General features: G+C 51.6%; 15 protein-coding genes and 6 pseudogenes. 1 reads left to right on the top strand and 20 read right to left on the bottom strand.

The genetic code is table 11. The features are described from left to right. Window positions 1–3 precede the first annotated feature (3 nt). From ABDK09_11090 to guaB, 3 genes and pseudogenes are all read right to left on the bottom strand, one after another. The gene (locus ABDK09_11090; GenBank protein XAW90052.1) at window positions 4–231 is read right to left on the bottom strand and encodes a hypothetical protein; all 228 of its coding nucleotides are present in this window, start codon (window positions 229–231) and stop codon (window positions 4–6) included. 421 nt (window positions 232–652) lie between these two features. Continuing rightward, window positions 653–2,206 (bottom strand): glutamine-hydrolyzing GMP synthase, encoded by a 1,554-nt coding sequence (gene guaA, locus ABDK09_11085; GenBank protein XAW90051.1) that lies wholly within the window; start codon window positions 2,204–2,206, stop codon window positions 653–655. 146 nt (window positions 2,207–2,352) lie between these two features. Next, window positions 2,353–3,817 (bottom strand): annotated as a pseudogene (gene guaB / locus ABDK09_11080) (IMP dehydrogenase). Between the two features lie 168 nt (window positions 3,818–3,985). On the opposite strand from guaB, the gene xseA reads away from it, so the two are divergent. Beyond that, window positions 3,986–5,371: an exodeoxyribonuclease VII large subunit gene (gene xseA, locus ABDK09_11075; protein XAW90050.1), complete on the top strand. Its 1,386-nt coding sequence runs from the start codon at window positions 3,986–3,988 to the stop codon at window positions 5,369–5,371. Here the strand turns inward: xseA and ABDK09_11070 are convergent. From ABDK09_11070 to iscU, 17 genes and pseudogenes are all read right to left on the bottom strand, one after another. After that, window positions 5,372–5,597 (bottom strand): annotated as a pseudogene (locus ABDK09_11070) (zinc ribbon domain-containing protein). A 355-nt stretch (window positions 5,598–5,952) separates the two neighbouring features. After that, on the bottom strand, window positions 5,953–6,837 hold the full coding sequence (locus ABDK09_11065; protein ID XAW90049.1) for an alanyl-tRNA editing protein: 885 nt from the start codon (window positions 6,835–6,837) through the stop codon (window positions 5,953–5,955). Between the two features lie 79 nt (window positions 6,838–6,916). Next, a pseudogene (der, locus tag ABDK09_11060) lies at window positions 6,917–8,402 on the bottom strand (ribosome biogenesis GTPase Der). Window positions 8,403–8,595: 193 nt separating this feature from the next. Next, window positions 8,596–9,756, bottom strand: a complete 1,161-nt coding sequence (gene bamB / locus ABDK09_11055) for an outer membrane protein assembly factor BamB (protein XAW90048.1) — start codon at window positions 9,754–9,756, stop codon at window positions 8,596–8,598. Between the two features lie 12 nt (window positions 9,757–9,768). Continuing rightward, on the bottom strand, window positions 9,769–10,383 hold the full coding sequence (locus ABDK09_11050; GenBank protein ID XAW90047.1) for a YfgM family protein: 615 nt from the start codon (window positions 10,381–10,383) through the stop codon (window positions 9,769–9,771). A 38-nt stretch (window positions 10,384–10,421) separates the two neighbouring features. Next, window positions 10,422–11,690, bottom strand: a complete 1,269-nt coding sequence (hisS, locus tag ABDK09_11045) for a histidine--tRNA ligase (GenBank protein ID XAW90046.1) — start codon at window positions 11,688–11,690, stop codon at window positions 10,422–10,424. 26 nt (window positions 11,691–11,716) lie between these two features. Beyond that, window positions 11,717–12,836 (bottom strand): annotated as a pseudogene (ispG, locus tag ABDK09_11040) (flavodoxin-dependent (E)-4-hydroxy-3-methylbut-2-enyl-diphosphate synthase). Window positions 12,837–12,844: 8 nt separating this feature from the next. Continuing rightward, window positions 12,845–13,804 (bottom strand): annotated as a pseudogene (rodZ, locus tag ABDK09_11035) (cytoskeleton protein RodZ). Window positions 13,805–14,175: 371 nt separating this feature from the next. Beyond that, the gene (locus ABDK09_11030; GenBank protein ID XAW90045.1) at window positions 14,176–15,297 is read right to left on the bottom strand and encodes a bifunctional tRNA (adenosine(37)-C2)-methyltransferase TrmG/ribosomal RNA large subunit methyltransferase RlmN; all 1,122 of its coding nucleotides are present in this window, start codon (window positions 15,295–15,297) and stop codon (window positions 14,176–14,178) included. 330 nt (window positions 15,298–15,627) lie between these two features. After that, window positions 15,628–16,059: a nucleoside-diphosphate kinase gene (gene ndk / locus ABDK09_11025; protein XAW90044.1), complete on the bottom strand. Its 432-nt coding sequence runs from the start codon at window positions 16,057–16,059 to the stop codon at window positions 15,628–15,630. A gap of 134 nt (window positions 16,060–16,193) precedes the next feature. Then, complete coding sequence (gene pepB / locus ABDK09_11020; protein ID XAW90043.1) at window positions 16,194–17,486, bottom strand: aminopeptidase PepB; 1,293 nt, start codon at window positions 17,484–17,486, stop codon at window positions 16,194–16,196. Between the two features lie 250 nt (window positions 17,487–17,736). Further along, window positions 17,737–17,931 carry a Fe-S cluster assembly protein IscX gene (gene iscX / locus ABDK09_11015; GenBank protein ID XAW90042.1) on the bottom strand — a complete coding sequence of 65 codons (195 nt, stop codon included), beginning with the start codon at window positions 17,929–17,931 and terminating at the stop codon, window positions 17,737–17,739. Window positions 17,932–17,992: 61 nt separating this feature from the next. Continuing rightward, the gene (gene fdx / locus ABDK09_11010) at window positions 17,993–18,331 is read right to left on the bottom strand and encodes an ISC system 2Fe-2S type ferredoxin (GenBank protein ID XAW90041.1); all 339 of its coding nucleotides are present in this window, start codon (window positions 18,329–18,331) and stop codon (window positions 17,993–17,995) included. 13 nt (window positions 18,332–18,344) lie between these two features. Continuing rightward, window positions 18,345–20,199 (bottom strand): annotated as a pseudogene (hscA, locus tag ABDK09_11005) (Fe-S protein assembly chaperone HscA). 21 nt (window positions 20,200–20,220) lie between these two features. Further along, window positions 20,221–20,736 (bottom strand): co-chaperone HscB, encoded by a 516-nt coding sequence (hscB, locus tag ABDK09_11000; protein ID XAW90040.1) that lies wholly within the window; start codon window positions 20,734–20,736, stop codon window positions 20,221–20,223. Between the two features lie 191 nt (window positions 20,737–20,927). Beyond that, window positions 20,928–21,251, bottom strand: a complete 324-nt coding sequence (iscA, locus tag ABDK09_10995; GenBank protein XAW90039.1) for an iron-sulfur cluster assembly protein IscA — start codon at window positions 21,249–21,251, stop codon at window positions 20,928–20,930. 60 nt (window positions 21,252–21,311) lie between these two features. Then, window positions 21,312–21,695, bottom strand: coding sequence for a Fe-S cluster assembly scaffold IscU (iscU, locus tag ABDK09_10990; GenBank protein XAW90038.1), 384 nt, complete (start codon window positions 21,693–21,695; stop codon window positions 21,312–21,314). Window positions 21,696–21,731 lie beyond the last annotated feature (36 nt).

The following is a 21,731-nucleotide window of genomic DNA, read 5'->3' as shown; positions in this document are numbered from 1 at the left end:
CCATCATCCCAGTTTCAGGCGGTCCATGAAGAAGAAAGTGTCGCCCCAGGTATGGCCGCTGGCATGTTCAAAGGTAAATACCTGACGATCTTTATCACCCACTTCATAGTTACTGCCGTTCAGATAAGTCAGGCTGAAATCCTGCCACTGCATCTCAGCAGAAGCGGTTGAAGTGGTCATGGCACTGCACAAGCCAATCAGCAGGGTTGTCGCTGCGTGTTTGGTTTTCATTTATTTGTCTTCCTTTCTATAGGTTTTGTAATCCGTTGTTTAGTCACCGCAATCTCAGTCAATAACGCTGTTTTATTTACGGTCGGCATATTGCTAGCAAAAACCTGACCAAATGGTTAACCAGAAAGAAAACAAATAAAAACAACCTGTATATCAATCAGATAACAGGAAGTCCTTGCTTATTCATTTCACCAATAAAACCACAGATTGCATAACAAGTGTGCATAGGCCGCACACCATGCCCTCAGTTTGTGCAGCGCAAACTGACCGGAAAGTTATGGCATTACCATAGCAGCACAACGCCGCACACAGCGGTAATGAAAGTGGCTAAAACGGGAGGCCTAAACAACAAAAAAAGCCCATGCGAACATGGGCTTTTTGATCATCACTGGCAGCAGGTGCTCAGCAGATCAAGGGGAAATTATTCCCACTCGATAGTCGCTGGTGGCTTACCAGAGATGTCGTAAACTACACGTGAGATGCCGTCAACTTCGTTGATGATACGGTTTGAAACCTTACCCAGGAAGTCGTATGGCAGGTGAGCCCAGTGTGCGGTCATGAAGTCGATGGTTTCTACTGCACGCAGTGAGACAACCCAGTCGTACTTACGGCCGTCGCCCATTACGCCTACCGAGCGAACTGGCAGGAATACAGTGAACGCTTGCGATACTTTATCGTACAGGTCAGCAGCACGCAGTTCTTCAATGAAGATAGCGTCGGCGCGGCGCAGCAGGTCACAGTACTCTTTCTTGATTTCGCCCAGTACACGTACGCCCAGACCTGGACCCGGGAAGGGGTGGCGGTATAGCATTTCGTACGGCAGACCCAGCTCAAGACCGATCTTACGAACTTCGTCTTTGAACAGCTCACGCAGCGGCTCAACCAGACCCATTTGCATGTCTTCTGGCAGACCACCTACGTTGTGGTGAGATTTGATAACGTGTGCTTTACCGGTTTTTGAGGCCGCAGATTCGATAACGTCAGGGTAGATAGTACCCTGTGCCAGCCACTTCGCGTTCGCCAGTTTCTTCGACTCTTCGTCAAATACGTCAACAAACACGTGACCGATGGTCTTACGTTTTTCTTCCGGATCAGACTTGCCTTCCAGCGCAGTCAGGAAGCGCTCTTCCGCATCAATCTTGATGATGTTCAGGCCGAATTTATCGCCGAACATATCCATCACCTGCTGACCTTCGTTCAGGCGCAGCAGACCGTTGTCTACGAATACACACGTCAGCTTGTCACCGATAGCGCGGTGAACCAGCATCGCAACTACAGATGAATCAACACCGCCAGACAGGCCCAGGATCACTTCGTCGTCGCCCACTTGCTCTTTAATGCGAGCAATCGCGTCTTCGATGATTGACTCAGAAGTCCACAGACGTTCACAACCACACACACACAGTACAAAGTTTTCCAGCATTTGCTGACCTTGTTTGGTGTGAGTCACTTCCGGGTGGAACTGTACGCCGTAGTACTTCTTCTCTTCGTTCGCCATTGCCGCGTAAGGGCAAGTGTCGGTCTCACCTACTTTCACGAAGTCAGCAGGGATCTCAACCACTTTGTCACCGTGGCTCATCCACACATCTTGTGTTTCAGCCAGATCTTTAAACAGCGCAGACTCGCCAGATACTTTCACCTGTGCGTAGCCAAATTCACGCTCGTTTGAGCCGGCAACTTTACCGCCCAGCTGTTCTGCCATGGTTTGCATGCCGTAACATACACCCAGCACAGGAACACCTGAGTCGAATACGTATTGAGGTGCGCGTGGAGAGTTCAGTTCAGTCACGCTTTCCGGGCCACCAGACAGGATGATGCCGTCCGGATTGAATTCACGAATATCCGCTTCTTCAACGTCCCAGCTCCACAGTTCGCAGTAAACACCGATTTCACGGACACGACGAGCTACCAGCTGAGTGTACTGAGAACCGAAGTCCAGGATCAGAATACGTTGGTCATGAATATTTTTAGTCATTTTGAGCAGTCTTATAAGCTAGGTTATTAAAACAGAGGCGAGTGTACCCGCCTCTTCTTAATGCTTCAAGGAAAAAGCAAACGTTTACCTTAAGGGTATAAGCAGAAAAAACATGGCCAGTTTTACACTGGCCACATCATCATCACTTAACCGCGACGGTAGTTTGGCGCTTCCTTGGTAATTTGTACGTCATGTACATGAGACTCTTGCATACCTGCACCAGAGATACGAACAAATTCAGCTTTAGTACGCATATCTTCAATCGTTGCAGAGCCAGTCAGACCCATGCTTGAACGCAGACCACCCATTTGCTGGTGAACGATCTCTTTCAGACGACCTTTGTATGCGATACGACCTTCAATACCTTCAGGAACCAGCTTGTCTGCCGCGTTGTCAGACTGGAAGTAACGGTCAGAAGAACCCTGAGACATCGCGCCCAGAGAGCCCATGCCGCGGTAAGCTTTGTAAGAACGGCCGTTGTAAAGAATCACTTCGCCCGGTGCTTCTTCAGTACCAGCGAACATAGAACCAACCATTACACAAGATGCGCCGGCTGCGATAGCTTTACAGATGTCGCCCGAGAAACGGATACCGCCGTCAGCGATAACCGGGATACCGTATTGGTTCGCCACTTCTGAAGCATCAGCGATTGCGCTGATCTGAGGAACACCCACACCAGTGACAATACGAGTAGTACAGATAGAGCCAGGGCCGATACCCACTTTCACTGCGCTCACGCCAGCTTCAATCAGCGCTTTCGCGCCAGCTGCTGTTGCAACGTTACCGCCGATGATGTCCAGATCAGGGTAAGTCGCGCGAGTATCACGAATACGTTGCAGCACACCTTCAGAGTGACCGTGTGAAGAGTCGATCAGCAGAAACGTCAACACCCGCTTCAACCAGGGCAGCAACACGTGCTTCATTACCAGCGCCTGCACCCACAGCAGCACCCACACGCAGACGACCGCGTGCATCTTTACATGCATGTGGCTTACGCTCAGCTTTGTGGAAGTCTTTTGCGGTGATCATACCGGTCAGTTGGAAGTCGTCGTTTACAACTAGTACTTTCTCAACACGTGCTTCGTGCATTTTTTCCTGCACTTCTGCGCGGGTTGCACCTTCTTTTACTGAAGCCAGACGCTCTTTTGGTGTCATCACAACAGACACTTTCTTGCTTAGGTCGGTGACGAAACGTACGTCACGACCAGTGATGATACCCACCAGTTCGTTGCTTTCAGTTACAACAGGGAAACCGGCAAAGCCGTGCTTTTCAGTCAGTGCAACCACATCAGCGATAGTCGCGTCAGGGCTGACTGTGACAGGATCCGTTACCACGCCCGCTTCGAATTTCTTCACGGTACGAACTTCAGCAGCTTGCTGCTCAATAGACATGTTCTTGTGGATAAAGCCAATGCCACCTTCCTGAGCCAGAGCGATAGCCAGACGAGCTTCCGTCACGGTATCCATCGACGCAGAAATCATTGGGATGTTCAGTTGGATGTTTTTCGTCAGCTGAGTGCGAAGATCAGCTGTATTTGGGAGAACGGTGGAGTGTGCTGGCACAAGTAGTACGTCATCGAATGTCAGCGCTTCTTTGGCAATTCTTAGCATTTGCAATATCTCACAATTAATAGGAGTAAAAAGAACAATCCAAGCCTCATCGTTTCGCGTAATGAGTTACAGCGGTGCTGTATTTGGATTAGATATTGCGGACGCATTATACGCCCAGAGCAATCGTTTGACCACACGTTTTTTCATTTTTTATTTGCATTACCCCCCTTGATATGTATTATATTGCCGCTAACTTCCATACTCACGTCTGAGAAACTTAGCGAGCCTTCCTTGACTAATCAAAACATCTACACCGTTTCACGCCTCAATGCTGAAGTCCGTTTGTTACTGGAAAATGAAATGGGCGTGGTGTGGCTGATTGGTGAAATCTCCAACTTCTCCGCACCGGTTTCCGGTCACTGGTATCTGACCCTTAAAGACTCCCGCGCCCAGGTAAAATGTGCCATGTTCAAAGGCAACAACCGCATGGTGCGCTTTAAACCGCAAAACGGTCAGCAGGTATTAGTTAAGGCCCGTCTGTCGCTGTACCAACCGCGTGGCGACTACCAGCTGATTATTGAAAGCATGCAACCGGAAGGTGATGGTCGTCTGCAGCAGGAATTTGAACAGCTGAAGATGAAACTGGCTGGTGAAGGCCTGTTTGCGCATACACTTAAGCAACCTCTGCCGGAGCATCCGCGCTGTGTTGGTATTATTACCTCCAAAACCGGCGCAGCCCTGCACGATATTCTCAACGTACTCAAACGACGCGATCCCAGCCTGCCTGTTATCATCTACCCGACTCTGGTCCAGGGTGAAGAGGCGGCCATCAGTATCGCCCAAGCTATCGGCCGGGCCAATGCGCGCGCCGAATGTGATGTGCTGATCGTCGGTCGTGGCGGCGGTTCACTGGAAGATCTGTGGTGCTTCAACCATGAGATCGTCGCGCGGACCATCGCCGCCAGCCAGATCCCGATCATCAGTGCGGTCGGGCATGAAATTGATGTCACTATTGCTGACTTTGTCGCCGATGTGCGCGCTCCGACCCCGTCTGCTGCCGCTGAACTGGTCAGCCGCGACAACAGCCATAAGAAACAGGCTTTTCAGGGCTTTGATCATAGACTGGCCAGCGCGATGCGCCACTACTTTGCCGGCCAGAAAGTCCGGGTCAGCCGCCTGCAGTACCGCCTCGACAAGCAGCATCCGATGTATCGTCTGCAGCGTCAGCAGCAGCAACTCGATGAGCTCACGATGCGCCTTGAGCGCGCCACACAGCGCCAGCTCAGTCGTATCCGTCAGCACCTCAACAAACAGCAGCACCGTTTAGAGCTGCAATCACCGGATAAAACTCTGCGCGAGCAGAAATACACACTGGCTCTGCGCGAGAGAGCGCTGCAGGACGCGATGCAACGCCTGGTGACCCGTTCACAACACCGTTTTGCCCGTCTGGCAGACAAGCTCAATACCGTCAGCCCGCTGGCGACCCTGTCGCGTGGCTACTCCATCACCCGCACTGAACAGGGTGACATTGTACGGCAGCCGCAGGATGTGAAAACGGGCGACCGTCTGGTCACCCGTTTAGCCGATGGCGAGATCTATTCCACCGTTGAGTAATTATCCTTTAACTGACTGAAATTCAAATCGTACCCGCGATTTGGATTTCAGATCATTGCACTGATTACAAAAGTAATTAGCCGCACCACACGCCTGCAGTTTTTCCATGACGGCGCCGCAATCCGGACAATAACCCACTTTGTCAAAATGGCACTGACACTGCGCGCAGTGATAGTGACCATCCCATTCCAGTTTCCTGTGCACAGCGGGGACAACAATTATTCATACTCTTTCCTCTTCACTGCCCGTCATCACTGACCGCTCTGTGTGGCAGTCCGGCCTGATGCCCTGTCTCGTCGATATTCCCATCCTCAGAGATCTGAGTACGGTAATCCATGATCTTCATCACAAGCACCGCGGGTGCGGCTATTTTTTACCCCACCGCTTGCTATGCTGAGCAGATAAAGATCGTCACCTGATCTTATGCTTTCTACACCTTGATCAGCGATCTACCCTTAAAAGAACATTTATATCACCACACACCGAAAGCATAAGTTACATATTCTGCATTTGGATTTTAAACAGATTTAAAATCTTTAGATTAATTTTATTAGATCCTAAATCAGGATTTAATAAAAAGATCATTGTTCCGAAGTAAGATTTACACGCGTGTGCATTTCGACATGCTGCTCATCGCGCTGCATCAGGCTGACCTGCAGGCTGGAAAACTCTGTCAGACTGGCGGCATGCGTTCCGCCACAAGGGATCACGGCCGGATTACCCTCTTGTAAATCACACTGCCAGTAACGGGAATCCGTCAGGTTTTGCCCGTCACAGCGCATGCTGATCACAGCCTCTGTGGCCAGCCAGGTTGCCAGTTGCTGATTGACCTTGCTCTCTATCTCTGCCAGATCCAGCAGCATATTCTCACTGTTTAAGCCTCTTTTACGGAGTGTTTTGCCAAGACGATAGGTATCCAGGCAGCTGTCCTGGTCAACAAAGCTGGTCACCTGAGCGTAGCTGTTGAAATCACAATGGCCGTGCGGATCTTTACGCTCGGCATCTTTACGCCAGTAGCCCGTGGCCAGCACCTTATTCAGAGCCAGATAGGCAAGATGACCGGCACTGTGGCCGCGGCTCAGACTATGCTGGTACTCCTCATCCACACTCAGCACCACATCCTCACCAACGCTGACTACGCTGTCAGGCGCCTCAATCAGGTGCACCACCACAAACACCCAGCCCGGCTCATCGCGTTTAACCGGGATGGCCTGACCGACATACAGCTCGCCGCTCGCCAGTTCAATCGCCCCCACCTGGCAATCCGTCACCGCATAGCTCGCCTGAGCCGTACTCAGGGTGCCACGGTCAGCAGGATGATCCGGCCAGATGTGGCTGACCGGGTGAAACGGAGTCCGCGCGGTCACAACACACAACTGGTCGCCCTGAGGCTGAATCTTCTGTACCGGGCTCGACAAGCTGAAAATAGCCTGAGTAAAAGTAATCTGGGTTGGGGTGTAAGACATAACAACTTCTCTGCAAAACGAAATGGAATAAACTCGGCGCTTAAGATAGCAAAAAGCCCGGCGATTGCCGGGCTGTGGTTTATTTTTTGCGACCTTTCATCATGGTCATAAGACGCTTACGTTTACGCTCTTGCGACAACGTCATCTTATTGGTTTTACCCTCAAACGGGTTTTCGCTGTTCTGGAACTGAATACGGATTGGCGTACCCATGATGTCCAGCGACTTGCGGTAGTAGTTCATCAGATAACGTTTATACGAATCTGGCAGTTTCGTTAACCTGGTTACCGTGAATCACGATGATCGGCGGGTTGTAACCACCGGCGTGCGCGTATTTCAGCTTCACGCGGCGTCCGCGTACCATCGGCGGCTGGTGATCGTCAGTTGCCATTTTCATAATACGGGTCAACACTGACGTACCAACACGGGTCGTTGCCGAACGGTATGCTTCCTGTACCGATTCAAACAGGTGACCAACACCTGTACCGTGCAGGGCCGAGATAAAGTGGATACGGGCGAAATCAACGAAGCCCAGACGACGATCCAGCTCTTTCTTAACGCGCTCTTTCACGTCAATATCCAGACCATCCCACTTGTTAACCGCAATCACGATTGAACGACCGGCATTAAGAGCAAAGCCCAGCAGGCTCAGATCCTGATCCGAAATGTTTTCGCGCGCATCAACCACCAGCAGCACTACGTTGGCATCTTCGATCGCTTTCAGGGTTTTCACCACTGAGAATTTCTCAACCGTTTCGTTGATGCGCTTACGGCGACGCACACCTGCCGTGTCGATCAGAACGTATTCACGCTCATCACGTTTCATCGGGATATAAATCGAGTCACGCGTGGTACCCGGCATATCGTACACCACCACACGCTCTTCACCGAGGATACGGTTGGTCAGAGTCGATTTACCCACGTTCGGACGACCGATGATCGCCAGTTTGATTGGCTGATCCTGCAGGCGCTGATACGCTTGCTCGGCTTCTTCTTCGGTGTAATCCAGCTGCTCTTCTTCTACGTCAACCATACCGGTCAGATCGTTCAGCTCAGCCTGCTCTTCCTGCATCTGCTCAGCCACAGGGCTCAGTACGCGGTCAATCAGCGCGCCGACACCACGGCCGTGGGCCGCAGCAATCTGGTACATGTTGTCCACGCCCAGTTGCCAGAATTCAGCACTGGCTGCATCTGCATCAATACCATCAACCTTGTTGACGACCAGCACAGCGTTCTTTTCAACGCGGCGCAGGTGGGCAGCAATCGCTTCGTCTGCCACAGTCAGACCAGCACGGCCGTCAACCAGGAACAGGACGACATCGGCTTCATCAATCGCAGCCAGAGACTGCTGAGCCATTTTAGTTTCCACACCTTCTTCGGTGCCGTCGATACCGCCGGTATCGATCACGATAAATTCATGCTCACCCAGTTTTGCCTGACCATACTTACGGTCACGGGTCAGACCAGGAAAGTCCGCTACCAGTGCATCTCGTGTGCGGGTGAGTCGGTTAAACAGTGTCGATTTACCTACATTAGGACGCCCAACAAGAGCAACTACAGGTATCATAACAACCTCTACAATGATTTATTTCTTATGTAGTTATAGGTAAACACTCGAGCCCAAGCGTTAAATTTTTAACTATAACCACAAGCTTGTTTCTAACTAGTTGTTTAAAAGAGTTTATTTAAAAACAACGGGCAATAAAACGGCTCCTCGCCGTTACCAGCCAGGAGCCGTTTGTGAATTATATCACGATTTATTAATTGATCTTGAGTTTCTTTATGTCGCCGTCGCGGGTCATCACCAGATAACCGTCATCGAGCGCAAGTGGCGCCACAGCGAAACCGCTGTCGTCGACCAGTTGCTGCGCGACAAAATCACCGCTGCTGCGGTCAATCCAGTGCAGATAACCTTCACTGTCACCCACCACCAGGTAACCATCGATCAGAGTCGGCGCCGTCAGCTGACGGTTTTGTAGTTTATCGTTGCTCCACAGCTCAGTACCGCTGCGCGCATCAACCGCCACCACGTGATCTTTGTCAGTCACCAGGAACAGGTTTGAACCGTCACTCGCCAGATCAATCGCGGATGAGTAATTGCGCTTCCACATCGGTTTACCCGAACGCAGGTCAATCGCAATCAGCTGACCGTTGAAACCAATCGTATACAGGGTCGCACCGATGATCAGCGGCGATGAATCCACATCAACCAGACGATCAATCTCGGTCGCCCCTTTAGGCTGACCAACAGGCTGCTGCCAAATCATCTGACCGCGTTCGATGATCGCGGCCGCCAGACGGCCGGCAGACGTGCCCCAGAACACACCACCAGAAGCTGTGGCCGGGCGACTGTCACCACGCAGGGTCAGGGTTGGTACTTCGGTACTGATGGTCCATTGCTGTTCACCGCTTTCCGGATCGAGCGCCACCAGAGCGCCGCGGCTGGTATTCACCAGCACCAGGTTGCTGTCAGCAACCGGAGCCGCCAGCACTTCACCCTCAACACTGACACGCCAGGCCAGTTTACCGCTCTCTTCATCAAGCGCGATCACTTCACCGTTTTCACTGCCGATGTAGATTTGGCCGTACGCCGAGCTGATACCACCTGACAATCGGGCCGGGGTATCATCCTGCTCCAGATCCGCTTCCCACAGGGTTTTGCCGTTTTTCGGATCGAGCGCTTTCACTTCCCCGTCACGACTGGCAACAAACACTTTATCGTAAGCGTAATCCGGGGCCAGTTTGGAGAAGTAATGACCGACACCGTCACCCACGGAGCTGCTCCACTCGGATTCAGGCGTAAATGCACTTTTCACCACCGGCACAGGCGCCATGATGATGTTTTCTTCTTCTCCAGCACAGCCGGCCAGTAAACCTACGACAGCCGCAGACAGGAGCACTTTGTTGAACATTTTTTTCATCAAGGTGTGCCCTTATTTGGCCAGGTCATCCAGTTTCATTTGCAGAGTCTGACTTGCGTCATCCGCCTGCTGCGCTTCGCTGTAAGCTGCATAAGCACCGGCTTTGTCACCGCTGCGCAGGGCGATATCGCCGCGCAGTTCAGCCACACGACCGGTCCAGCCGTTTTCAGTGATGCTGTCCAGCTCACTCAGCGCTGCTGGGTAGTCACCCTGCTCAGCCAGCACGCGAGCCACACGGTAAGTAATCACCGGTTTCAGCGCCGCATCCTGAGTTGTAGACTGGGCCCATTTCAGTTGCGCCAGTGCTTCATCAAGCTGCTTCGCTTCAACCTGCACTTTAGCCAGTTGCATCGCTGCCAGCACAGCGTATTCAGATTCTTTGTTGCCATCAATAAACTGCTGTACGTCAGCTTCGCCCTCTGCGCCTTTCGCAGCCAGAGTCGTCATTGCGGCCGTGTAACTTGCGGATGCGGCTTCCTGCGCTTCAGAGACAGAATCCTGATAAAAACGCCAGCCAAACAGACCACCCAAGCCGATCACTGCGCCAAAGATGACGGCTTTGCCGTTCTCTTTCCACCAATCTTTGATCGCTTCAACTTGTTGTTCTTCAGTATCGTAGAGTTCCACTTCCTGTCCTCTTAGTATGAAATCTCAAAAATTAGCGTTTAGACAAGGTGCGCCAGTTTGGCTGCGATCTCGGTTTGCGAGACAGTTTCCTGTTCACCACCGGCCAGATCTTTCAGTACCACAGTGCTGTCTGCCACTTCGTTTTCACCCAGTACCAGAGCAACTGCCGCGCCGACTTTGTCTGCACGTTTAAACTGTTTCTTAAAGTTGCCGCCACCAAAGTGAGTCATCACGCGCAGGCCAGGTACAGCTTCACGTAACTGCTCAGCCAGCTTCATACCCGCAATCATGGTTCCTTCACCCGCCGTCACCATGTAGACATCGACACTGCGGCGAACTTCGTTCAGCTCCAGGGTTTCCATCATCAGTACCAGACGCTCAAGACCCATGGCGAAACCGACTGCCGGTGTTGCTTTACCGCCCAGTTGTTCCACCAGACCGTCGTAACGACCACCGCCACACACAGTGCCCTGGGAGCCCAGGCTTTCGGTAATCCATTCAAATACGGTACGGTTGTAGTAATCCAGACCACGTACTAAACGCTCATTAACGGTGTATTCGATACCCGCCGCGTCGAGAAGTTCACACAAACCGGCAAAATGTTGTTTTGATTCAGCATCCAGGTAGTCAGACAGCTTAGGCGCTTCGCCCAGAATGGCCTGTACATCCGGATTTTTAGAATCCAGTACACGCAGCGGGTTGGTGTACATGCGACGTTTACAATCGTCGTCCAGCACATCCTGATACTGCTCAAGGTATTCAATCAGCGCACTGCGGTATTCCGCGCGCGCTTCCAGAGAACCGATTGAGTTCAGCTCCAGACGCACATATTTGGAGATGCCCATATCACGCCACATGCGTGCGGTCATCATGATCAGTTCCGCATCCACATCCGGACCATCCAGACCAAACACCTCAACCCCACACTGGTGGAACTGACGGTAACGGCCTTTCTGCGGACGCTCGTGACGGAACATCGGACCCATGTACCACAGACGCTGTTCCTGGTTGTAAAGCAGACCGTTTTCGATACCAGAGCGAACACAGCCCGCCGTCCCTTCAGGACGCAGTGACAAACTGTCGCCATTGCGGTCTTCAAAGGTGTACATCTCTTTTTCAACCACGTCGGTCACTTCACCGATAGCGCGGCTGAACAGATGAGTCATCTCAACGATTGGCATGCGCACTTCGTTGTAACCGTATGCGCTGATTACGTTTTTCACGATGCCTTCCACTTTTTGCCAAAGCGGAGACTGAGAAGGGAGGCAGTCGTTCATGCCTCGGATTGCTTGAATAGTCTTTGCCACAGTAAATTACCGTAATATCGTTGAGATTAATCTTGTTGTTTCACGTCGATGCGATTGTTTGCATCTAACACAGCGGCTTTAGCGCGAATTTTGGCTTCCAGACGATCCACCAGATCATCGTTGTCAAAACGCTCTTTCTGACGCACGCCATCTTCGTAAAACGCACTTTTCTTGTTGCTGCCTGCCAGACCTAAATGCGACACCTCAGCCTCACCCGGACCGTTAACCACACAGCCGATGATAGACACATCCATCGGGGTCAGTACGTCTTCCAGGCGCTGCTCGAGCGCGTTGACTGTACCAATCACATCAAATTCCTGACGAGAGCAGCTTGGGCAGGCGATGAAGTTGATCCCGCGCGAGCGGATACGCAGCGATTTGAGGATATCAAAACCGACTTTGATCTCTTCCACCGGATCCGCGGCGAGCGAGATACGCAGCGTGTCGCCAATGCCTTCCGCCAGCAGCATGCCAAGACCGACCGATGATTTCACTGCGCCGGCACGGGCACCGCCCGCTTCGGTGATACCCAGGTGCAGCGGCTGATCGATCTTCTTCGCCAGCAGGCGGTAAGAGTCGACGGCCAGGAACACATCCGAGGCTTTCACACTGACTTTGAACTGGTCGAAGTTAAGACGATCAAGAATATCGACATGACGCATCGCCGATTCAACCAGCGCTTCAGGCGTCGGTTCGCCGTATTTCATCTGGATATCTTTTTCCAGAGAACCGCCGTTGACACCGATACGAATAGGAATACCTTTGTCGCGCGCACAATCCACCACGGAACGGATACGGTCTTCATTACCGATATTGCCCGGGTTGATGCGCAGACAGTCAACACCGTACTCCGCCACTTTAAGCGCGATACGGTAGTCGAAGTGAATATCGGCCACTAAAGGCACCGATACCTGCTGTTTAATCTGACGGAAACGCTTCCGCCGCGTCCATGGTCGGAACCGAGACACGCACAATGTCGGCTCCCACATTTTCCAACGCCTTGATTTGTGCAACCGTCGCAGCCACATCTGTGGTGCGGGTGTTGGTCATGGATTGTACGGCGATAGGCGCGCCGTCGCCAATAGGCACGTTACCCACGTAAATGCGTGTCGATGGGCGACGTTTGATAGGAGACTCGTGTTGCATAGTAATGTCTAAGGTAAGGTGAATCGTGCTACTTTGCCTGAAGTATACCCAGAAAGGTCGACAGGTTCACTCGCAAATGTCACTGACACGCCTTCCGGAGCGCCAAGAATCACTTGCAGCGGCTTTTCACCACGCAGATTCAGCGTCTGACCGGCTTTTTTAATGCCGGTTGACAGGGTTTTACCGGTTGCGTCTTTAACCTGAATCCAGCAATCGGCAGTAAAGTTCAGGGTCAGCAGATTAGCCACTGCCTGTTCAGTCGTATCCGGCTCTTCAGACATCGCTTTCTCAGAAGACGTCAGTTCAGAAGACGTCGCTTCAGCGGCACCTTGCTCATCTGCGTCTGATTCCGTCATCGCTGAGCTGTCCTGCCCTGCGTTAAACTGCTCATCATCAGCGGCAGGTTGCGGCTCTTTAGTCATATCGGTGTCAGCAACCGTTTCTGCACCATCGCTGTCTTGCGCAGCAGAGATCTCATCACCGGCACCGTTAATGGTTGTGAAATCCGGCTGGATCTCATCGCTGTTGCCTGCCACGGTACTTTCCACGACCGCAGAGACCGCATCAGCAGCGCTGTCCGGCTTCAGGGTATCCTGCTCGTTATTTTGCCACCACCACAGGGAAGACATACCAATGATCACCAGCAGGATGATCCAGGTAATGGTCATGATGCGGCTGTCGTGCTTGTCACGCTTGGTCTTTTTAGAAAAACTTTGCATGGTCTGCTCTTGAGGTTGCAGCCCTTCCATCGCCTCGAAAGCATCCACGATTTCGCTTTCTGACAAGCCGACCGCTTTGGCATACGAACGCAGGTAACCGCGGGTAAACGTCGCCACCAGGTCAGACTTAAAGTTATTGTCTTCCAGATTCTGAATAATGGTGATGCGCAGTCGCAGACGATCCGCGACCTGCTTTTGCGTTAAGCCCAGAGCTTCACGCTTTTGCTTAAGAAGTGTTCCTGGTTGTACGTGTGGCGTGCTTGGTGTGAGGTTGTCTTGTTTCTGTGTTCATCCGCAATGTCAATCTCGTGTTTTTGTGCTCAAATCCACTGTCCCGCGCGCTTTTATTATTAATTGTTAGTAGCCGTCAGGTTGTGAGTTTCAACAACAGGAATGTATTGGTGTTATTTTATCAGTCTTTTGTCCAGACTTTGATAATAGAGAATCATTCTAATAGATAATAGGCGGTAAACAACATGCAATTGGGAAAGAAATTACAGACAGCTCAAGGTTTTTCGTTAAATTGACACAGAAAGCCCCGCCCAGCCTGCTGTTGCCCTGCCCTGACGCCAAAAACAATAAAGCCAGAGATGACTCTGGCTTTATTGTAACTATCTGTATTAAAGCGTTTTAACCGGAATAGCATTTTCCGCGCTTTGTTTGAGCTTAGTACGCTTGGTACGGTCAATCACGTCACCGACCAGCTGACCACATGCCGCATCGATGTCATCGCCACGGGTTTTACGTACCGTCACAGTGATATCGTATTCCATCAACACTTTCTGGAAACGGTCGATGCGCGAGTTGCTCGGCTTTTTGTACGGCGAACCCGGATACGGGTTAAACGGGATCAGGTTGACCTTGCACGGCGTATCTTTCATCAGCTGTGCCAGCTCATGCGCATGCTCTGTGCCATCGTTAACATGGTCCAGCAGCACATATTCCACCGTCACTTTACCGCGGTTAGCGTTGGAAGAGGCGATGTAGCGACGCACAGACGCCAGGAAGTCCTGAATGTCCCAGCGATCGTTGATCGGCATGATTTCACTACGCAGCTTGTCATTTGGTGCATGCAGCGAGATAGCCAGAGCCACGTCGATGTTGCCGGTCATCTGATCCAGACCAGACACCACGCCAGACGTTGATACGGTCACACGGCGCTTCGACAGGCCAAAACCAAGATCATCGAGCATAAGTTCCAGCGCCGGGATCAGGTTTTTCATGTTAAGCAGCGGCTCACCCATGCCCATCATCACCACGTTGGTGATTGGACGGCGGCCGGTCTCTTTTTCCATGCCGATTTCACGTGCAGCACGCCACACCTGACCGATGATCTCTGATACCCGCAGGTTACGGTTAAAACCTTGCTGCGCGGTTGAGCAGAATTTACATTCCAGTGCACAACCAACCTGAGACGACACACACAAGGTGGCACGGTCGTCTTCCGGAATGTACACGGTTTCTACGTCCTGATCGCCAACACGCATCGCCCATTTGATCGTACCGTCGCTCGAGTGCTGCGCTTCCGATACATACGGTGCACGAATTTCGCAGCGCTCTTTGAGCTGCTCACGCAGTTTCTTGTTCAGGTTGGTCATCTTATCGAAGTCATCACAGCCAAAGTGATAGATCCACTTCATAACCTGCTCAGCGCGGAATGCTTTGTCGCCCAGTTCTTCAACGAAAAATTCGCGCATGCCTTTGCGATCAAAATCGAGCAGATTGACTTTTTCTGTGCTCATGTGGCCTCTCAGAGATGGAACAAGAATTAAGGGCGCGAATTGTACAGCCTTTACGCAGTGACAACAAGAGTTGAAAAACCATGACTTTACTAAGACATTAATAAAACTGTGATTAAATTTTAACCAGGTAAATTTTGAACTGGCTCACACTGGCAAAAAGCCATGTTGAGCGCGCAACAAACACAAAAAAGCCCTCCGAAGAGAGCTTACAACCGGCCAATTGCGACTGACTAGTTAAGTGTCACTCAGTGACTTGCTAGGTGGTCACTCACTGACTTGCTAAGCGCCAATCAATGACAAACCTGCTTATCTACTTATTTGCTTATTTGCTTATTTAGTGCGTGGGCAAATTTCAGATTGCGGAAAGAAAAACTCGATTTCACGCGCTGCCGATTCCGGGCTGTCGCTGCCGTGCACTGAGTTCAGACGCATGCTGATTGCATAGTCCGCACGCAGTGTGCCACACGCCGCCTGTTCCGGGTTGGTTTTACCCATCAGCTCACGGTAACGGGCAATCGCGTTCTCGCCTTCCAGTACCTGAACCATGATAGGACCAGACGTCATGAATTCTTTCAGTGGCGCGAAGAACTCTTTGCCTTCGTGCTCAGCATAGAAACCACTCGCCTGCTCATCATTCAACTGCACCATTTTAGCGGCGATGATGCGCAGACCCGCTTTTTCCATTCGATGGTAAATTTCGCCGATCAGATTACGTTCTACTGCGTCAGGCTTAATAATCGAAAATGTTCTTTCAAGAGCCATAAGATAGATGTCCTTTATTGACTATTTTAGTTATTTACCGCCCTCTCACTCCGTATACCGGTGGCAAACACCGGCCTTCGGCCCCTGAGAGCGGTCTTCAGGGCAACTCAGGCTGCCCTGATGACGGGATGGGTTTACTTGGCTTCATCCATCAGGATGCGTGCGACGGTACGGATACCAGTACCGGTTGCGCCTGCGCCCCATTTATCGCTGGCTGACTTGCGGTAAGTCGCCGCACAATCGACGTGCAGCCAACCCTGCTTGTAGTTATCGACAAAGTACGACAGGAAGGCCGCAGCGGTGCTGGCACCCGGTGAATAATCACCTGAGCTGATGTTCGACAGATCAGCAAAGTTCGATGGCAGCATCTCACGGTGGAAATCGGCCAGTGGCAGTGGCCACAGACCTTCGTGTTCTTCTTTCGCAGCCATCAGCGCGTTATGCGACAACTGGTCGTCAAAGCTCAGCAGCGCGTGGTAATCGTTACCCAGCGCGTTTTTCGCCGCGCCTGTCAGTGTCGCACAGTCAATAATCAGCTCTGGTTTCTGCTCTGACGCGTAGATCAGACCATCCGCCAGTACCAGGCGACCTTCAGCATCGGTGTTCATGATCTCAACGGTTCTACCGTTTTTGTACGTGATCACATCACCCAGTTTTAGTGCGCGGCCGGAAACCATGTTTTCCGCGCAGCACAGGATCAGTTTTACCCGCTTATTGAAGCCGCGCAGAATCGCCAGACCCAGTGCGCCGGTCACGGTCGCAGAACCACCCATGTCCGATTTCATCGCGGTCATGAAGTTCGATGGCTTGAGGCTGTAACCGCCGGAGTCGAAAGTGATACCTTTACCGACCAGACAAGCGAACACAGGTGCGTTTTCATCACCAGTCGGGTTAAAGTCGAGTTGCAGCATCGCTGACGTGCGCTCTGAACCACGGCCAACCGCGTAAATACCTTCCCAGCCTTCGGTGAGCAGATCTTTATCTTTCACGATGCGGTAAGACACCGCATCAGGTGCCAGCGACTTGATGAATTCAGCCGCCATCGTGGCCAGTTGACGCGGTGCCACTTCTTCGGCACTTTTGTTGATGATGTCGCGCGTCCAGTCAGAGGTTTTGATGCGCGCCTGCAGTTCATTCTCTTCTGCAGCGGCCAGAGCGTTCCACTCCAGCGTGTTCTTGCGCTTGGCATCACGGTAGCCCTGGTAAAACGCCCAGATAGCTTCCAGAGTCCAGCCTTCACCGTCGAGCAGTAACGCACGCAGACCCTGACTATCGAGTTTACGCGCGGCACGTTGAATAGCGCCCAGATCATGGGTTTGATCGAGGTGAATGGTTGCACCCTGTTCAGAAAACGAAATAAGTGCCTTCTCTCCCCACTGAGGCTGGGCAGATTCTTGGCTAATAAATACAGACATCTGTGTAGACATGGTTACTCCTTGTCTTTATCGTGGCATTGCTTGGCCACGTCGAATAATGAACGTTCGGATGTTAGCATTTTGTCAGGTAAAAATGTCAAATTGATAAAAAAACGGACCATTTGGCCCGTTTCTTTTGCTCAAAACTGTTAACTTGGCTTTATTTCCAAGCTCGTGGTTTCCATCTTAATGGCTGCGCATATCTGAATGATTGCCGATCAATGGCGGCCACGCTGATGGTTTCCAGAATCAAGGCTTGAGCTTAATCGCGCTCATCCATCCAGCACAGGATAACGGCTTCCAGAATCTTTTCATTTGAGTGGTTAGGCTCATCATCAAAATCTTCCAGATCCAGAATCCACTGATGCAAGTCAGTAAAGCGTACTGTTTGCGGATCAATGTCCGGATACAGGTCGCACAGTTCAATCGCGATGTCGCGTGAGTCGGTCCATTTCATAGCATCGTTCCTAGGATAAAACGCCCCGCATCCGTGAGGAAGCAGGGCCGATTAAGTTAAATTAATGATCTTCGCTGGCGTGGTTGAGCGAGTACTTAGGAATCTCGACCACCAGGTCTTCATCCGCAACCCGGGCCTGACAGCTCAGACGAGATTCCGGCTCCAGACCCCATGCTTTATCCAGCATATCATCTTCCAGCTCGTCACTCTCTTCCAGTGAATCAAAACCTTCACGAACAATACAGTGGCAAGTGGTACACGCACATGATTTCTCACACGCATGGTCAATACTGATACCGTTTTTTAGTGCCACATCCAGAATGGTTTCTCCTGGTTGCGCTTCTAACACTGCGCCTTCAGGACAAAGGGATTCATGAGGCAAAACAATAATCTTTGGCATGGTTATAATCTCTTTAAATCTCGTCAACAGAATGACCGGCCAGTGCCGCACGAATGGATTTATCCATACGACGTGAGGCAAAATCCTGACTGGCTTTGTCGGTATCTTTAATTCCCTGCTCAATCGCATCAGCATTATCGCCATTGCGCAGTTCAATCAGGCTTTCAATTGCCTGCAGCAGTGCCTGACGCTCTTGCTCATTGAGCAGGTCATCACCGTCTGCCTGCAGCGCTGAAATCAGACCTTCAATCACGCGGTCCGCTTCAACACGTTGCTCAACCAGAGCACGGGCCTGCATATCATCTTTGGCATGGGCCATCGAATCTTTCAGCATGTCCGCCACTTCATTATCGCTCAGACCGTAAGACGGTTTGACCTGAATTTCGGAGTGCACGCCAGTACTTTTTTCCATCGCCGTCACAGACAGCAGGCCATCGGCATCGACCTGGTAGGTGACGCGAATGTGCGCCGCACCGGCTGCCATCGGCGGAATGCCTTTCAGCGAGAAACGCGCCAGAGAACGACAATCGTCGACCAGTTCACGTTCACCCTGCACCACGTGCACGCTCATTGCGGTCTGGCCGTCTTTGAAGGTGGTAAATTCCTGCGCGCGGGCGACAGGGATTGTGGTGTTACGCGGAATGATTTTTTCCACCAGGCCACCCATGGTTTCAATACCGAGGGACAGCGGAATCACATCCAGCAGCAGCATCTCTGAATCCGGTTTGTTACCGGCCAGGATATCGGCCTGAATCGCAGCGCCAATCGCCACCACTTCATCCGGGTTAATGCTGGTCAGCGGGGTACGGCCAAAGAATTCGCCCACCATGTCACGCACATAAGGCGTGCGGGTTGAACCACCGACCATCACCACTTCCAGCACTTCATCAGCGCTGACATCTGCATCTTTCAATGCGCGGCGGCAAGACAGCAGGGTCTTTTTCACCAAAGGCTGAATCAGTTCGTTGAGCGTTTCGCGGCTTAACGTACCACTCCACCCCAGTACCGATACTTCGGTCTCTGCGCTGTCGGTCAGGGCAATTTTCGCTGCGGTCGCGGCGTTCAGCAGGCTGCGGTAATTTTCCGCGCTCAGTTTGCCGGTCTGGCCGCTCATCTGTTGCAGGTGGTCCGCAATCAGGTGGTCAAAGTCATCACCGCCCAGGGCAGAATCGCCACCGGTCGCCAGTACTTCAAACACCCCTTTCGACAGGCGCAGAATGGAAATATCAAAGGTACCACCGCCCAGATCGTAAACCGCAATCACGCCTTCCTGACCGGAGTCCAGGCCGTAGGCAATTGCAGCAGCGGTTGGTTCATTGAGCAGGCGCAGTACATGCAGACCAGCCAGGCTGGCGGCATCTTTGGTGCCGACACGCTGGGCATCATCAAAATACGCAGGGACAGTGATCACCACGCCCGCCAGTTTCACCACCCAGGGTGTGCTCGGCGCGCTGGCCTAACGCTTTCAGAATATCAGCAGAAACCTGAATCGGGTTTTTGTCACCGCGTGCGGTTTGCATCACAGGTAAGCCATTATCACTGGCTTTGAAGTGGTATGGCAGGTTGCTGTAACGCTGCTGGATATCCTGCAATGAACGGCCCAGCAGACGTTTCACCGAAATAATGGTGTTTTCCGGATCTGCCTGCGCTTTATCTCGTGCGTCGTAACCCACACAAATCTCGTCGCCAGCGTAGTTGACTACGGATGGCAGAATGCTTCTGCCCTGCTGGTCGACCAAGGTAGACGCTGTCCCACTTCGAACCGAAGCAACCAGCGAGTTGGTGGTTCCCAGGTCAATGCCCGCCGCCAGCTTGTGCTGGTGCGGTGCTGAGCTTTGGCCGGGTTCTGCAATCTGAAGTAATGCCATGGATGGGTCCTTTTATTTGAATTAGCCGAGCAGTTTGTCTTCGACTCGTTCTATTTCATTTTTTAATTTGGCAATAAATTTGAGCTTACGAACGGTGTCAGCAGCGACATCCCATTGCATCTCATTCAGCTCCTGTTCTACCTGAGCTAAATGCTGTTTGTACATGCGGCTCACTTTCGCATCGAAATCAAACAGGGCACTTTCCGGATCTGCGCTGTGTTCAACCGCTTCAAGTTCCTCACGCAGTTCCATCTGTTCCATCAGGAACATCGGATCCTGCAGCGTCTGCTGCTCGCCACGTAACTCTACCCCGTTGAGTGACAACAGGTATTCGGCGCGGTTAATTGGGCTTTTTAACACTTGATGGGCGTCATTAATCTGCGCCGCTTTCTGTACCGCCATCAAACGGTCGCGCTCAGAGGCGGTGGCAAAGTTATCCGGGTGGAAACGTCTCTGCAACTCGCGAAACTGAGAAGAAAGAAGGCTACCATCCAGATCAAACTGAGTTGGTAGCCCAAATAATTCAAAGTAATTCATGTAAAACCGGTCCCTATGGTCGAGCTCTGGCCGTACTAAACGTCCGCCAAAACACCGATATGATGCCCCGGTCAGAACCAGTCAGTAACGGATGATGCGCTCAGGGCTTGGGGGATGCCATCGACATCACACCTGGCCAGTCAAACGAACGTCATCATCAGACAATGACTCAACTCACCGGGAGACAACCGTTAAACGTTGAAGCTTTCACCGCAACCACATTCACTTTTCGAATTTGGGTTGTCAAATTCAAAGCCTTCGTTTAACCCTTCTTTCTTGTAATCAAGCTGAGTGCCGTCGAGATAAACCAGGCTCTTCGCATCGATGATCACTTTCACTCCGTGATCTTCGAACACCTCATCTTCCTCGTTGAGTTCGTCAACGAACTCCAACACGTAAGCCATACCAGAGCAGCCCGTCGTTTTTACGCCCAAACGTAATCCAATGCCCTTGCCACGATTGTCAAGGAAGGATCTCACTCGGTTTGCTGCGGTTTCTGTTAGGGTAATGGCCATGTTACAACCTTTGACTGTCAATGAATAAAGGGGGGGAGCAGCACCCTGCTCCCACATAAATTACTGATCGTGTTTTTTCTTGTAATCCGCAACGGCGGCTTTGATCGCGTCTTCTGCCAGAATTGAACAGTGAACTTTCACTGGTGGCAATTCCAGTTCTTCTGCGATTTCAGCGTTCTTAATAGCAGCCGCTTCATCGATAGATTTACCTTTAACCCACTCTGTTACCAGTGAGCTGGACGCGATAGCACTACCGCAACCGTAGGTTTTGAATTTTGCATCTTCGATGATGCCTTCCGGTGATACTTTGATTTGCAGACGCATTACGTCGCCACAAGCCGGAGCACCAACCATGCCGCTGCCGATTGATGGGTCTTCTTTGTCAAATGAACCAACGTTACGTGGGTTCTCGTAGTGATCAATTACTTTTTCGCTGTATGCCATGATAGTTACCTCAAATCCTCTATATCCCTGGAACGA

The organism is Vibrio sp. CDRSL-10 TSBA, from assembly GCA_039696685.1.
Classification (GTDB): domain Bacteria; phylum Pseudomonadota; class Gammaproteobacteria; order Enterobacterales; family Vibrionaceae; genus Vibrio.
The sequence above is the reverse complement of the archived record's forward strand: the minus strand, read 5'-3'. Positions and strand labels throughout refer to the sequence as shown.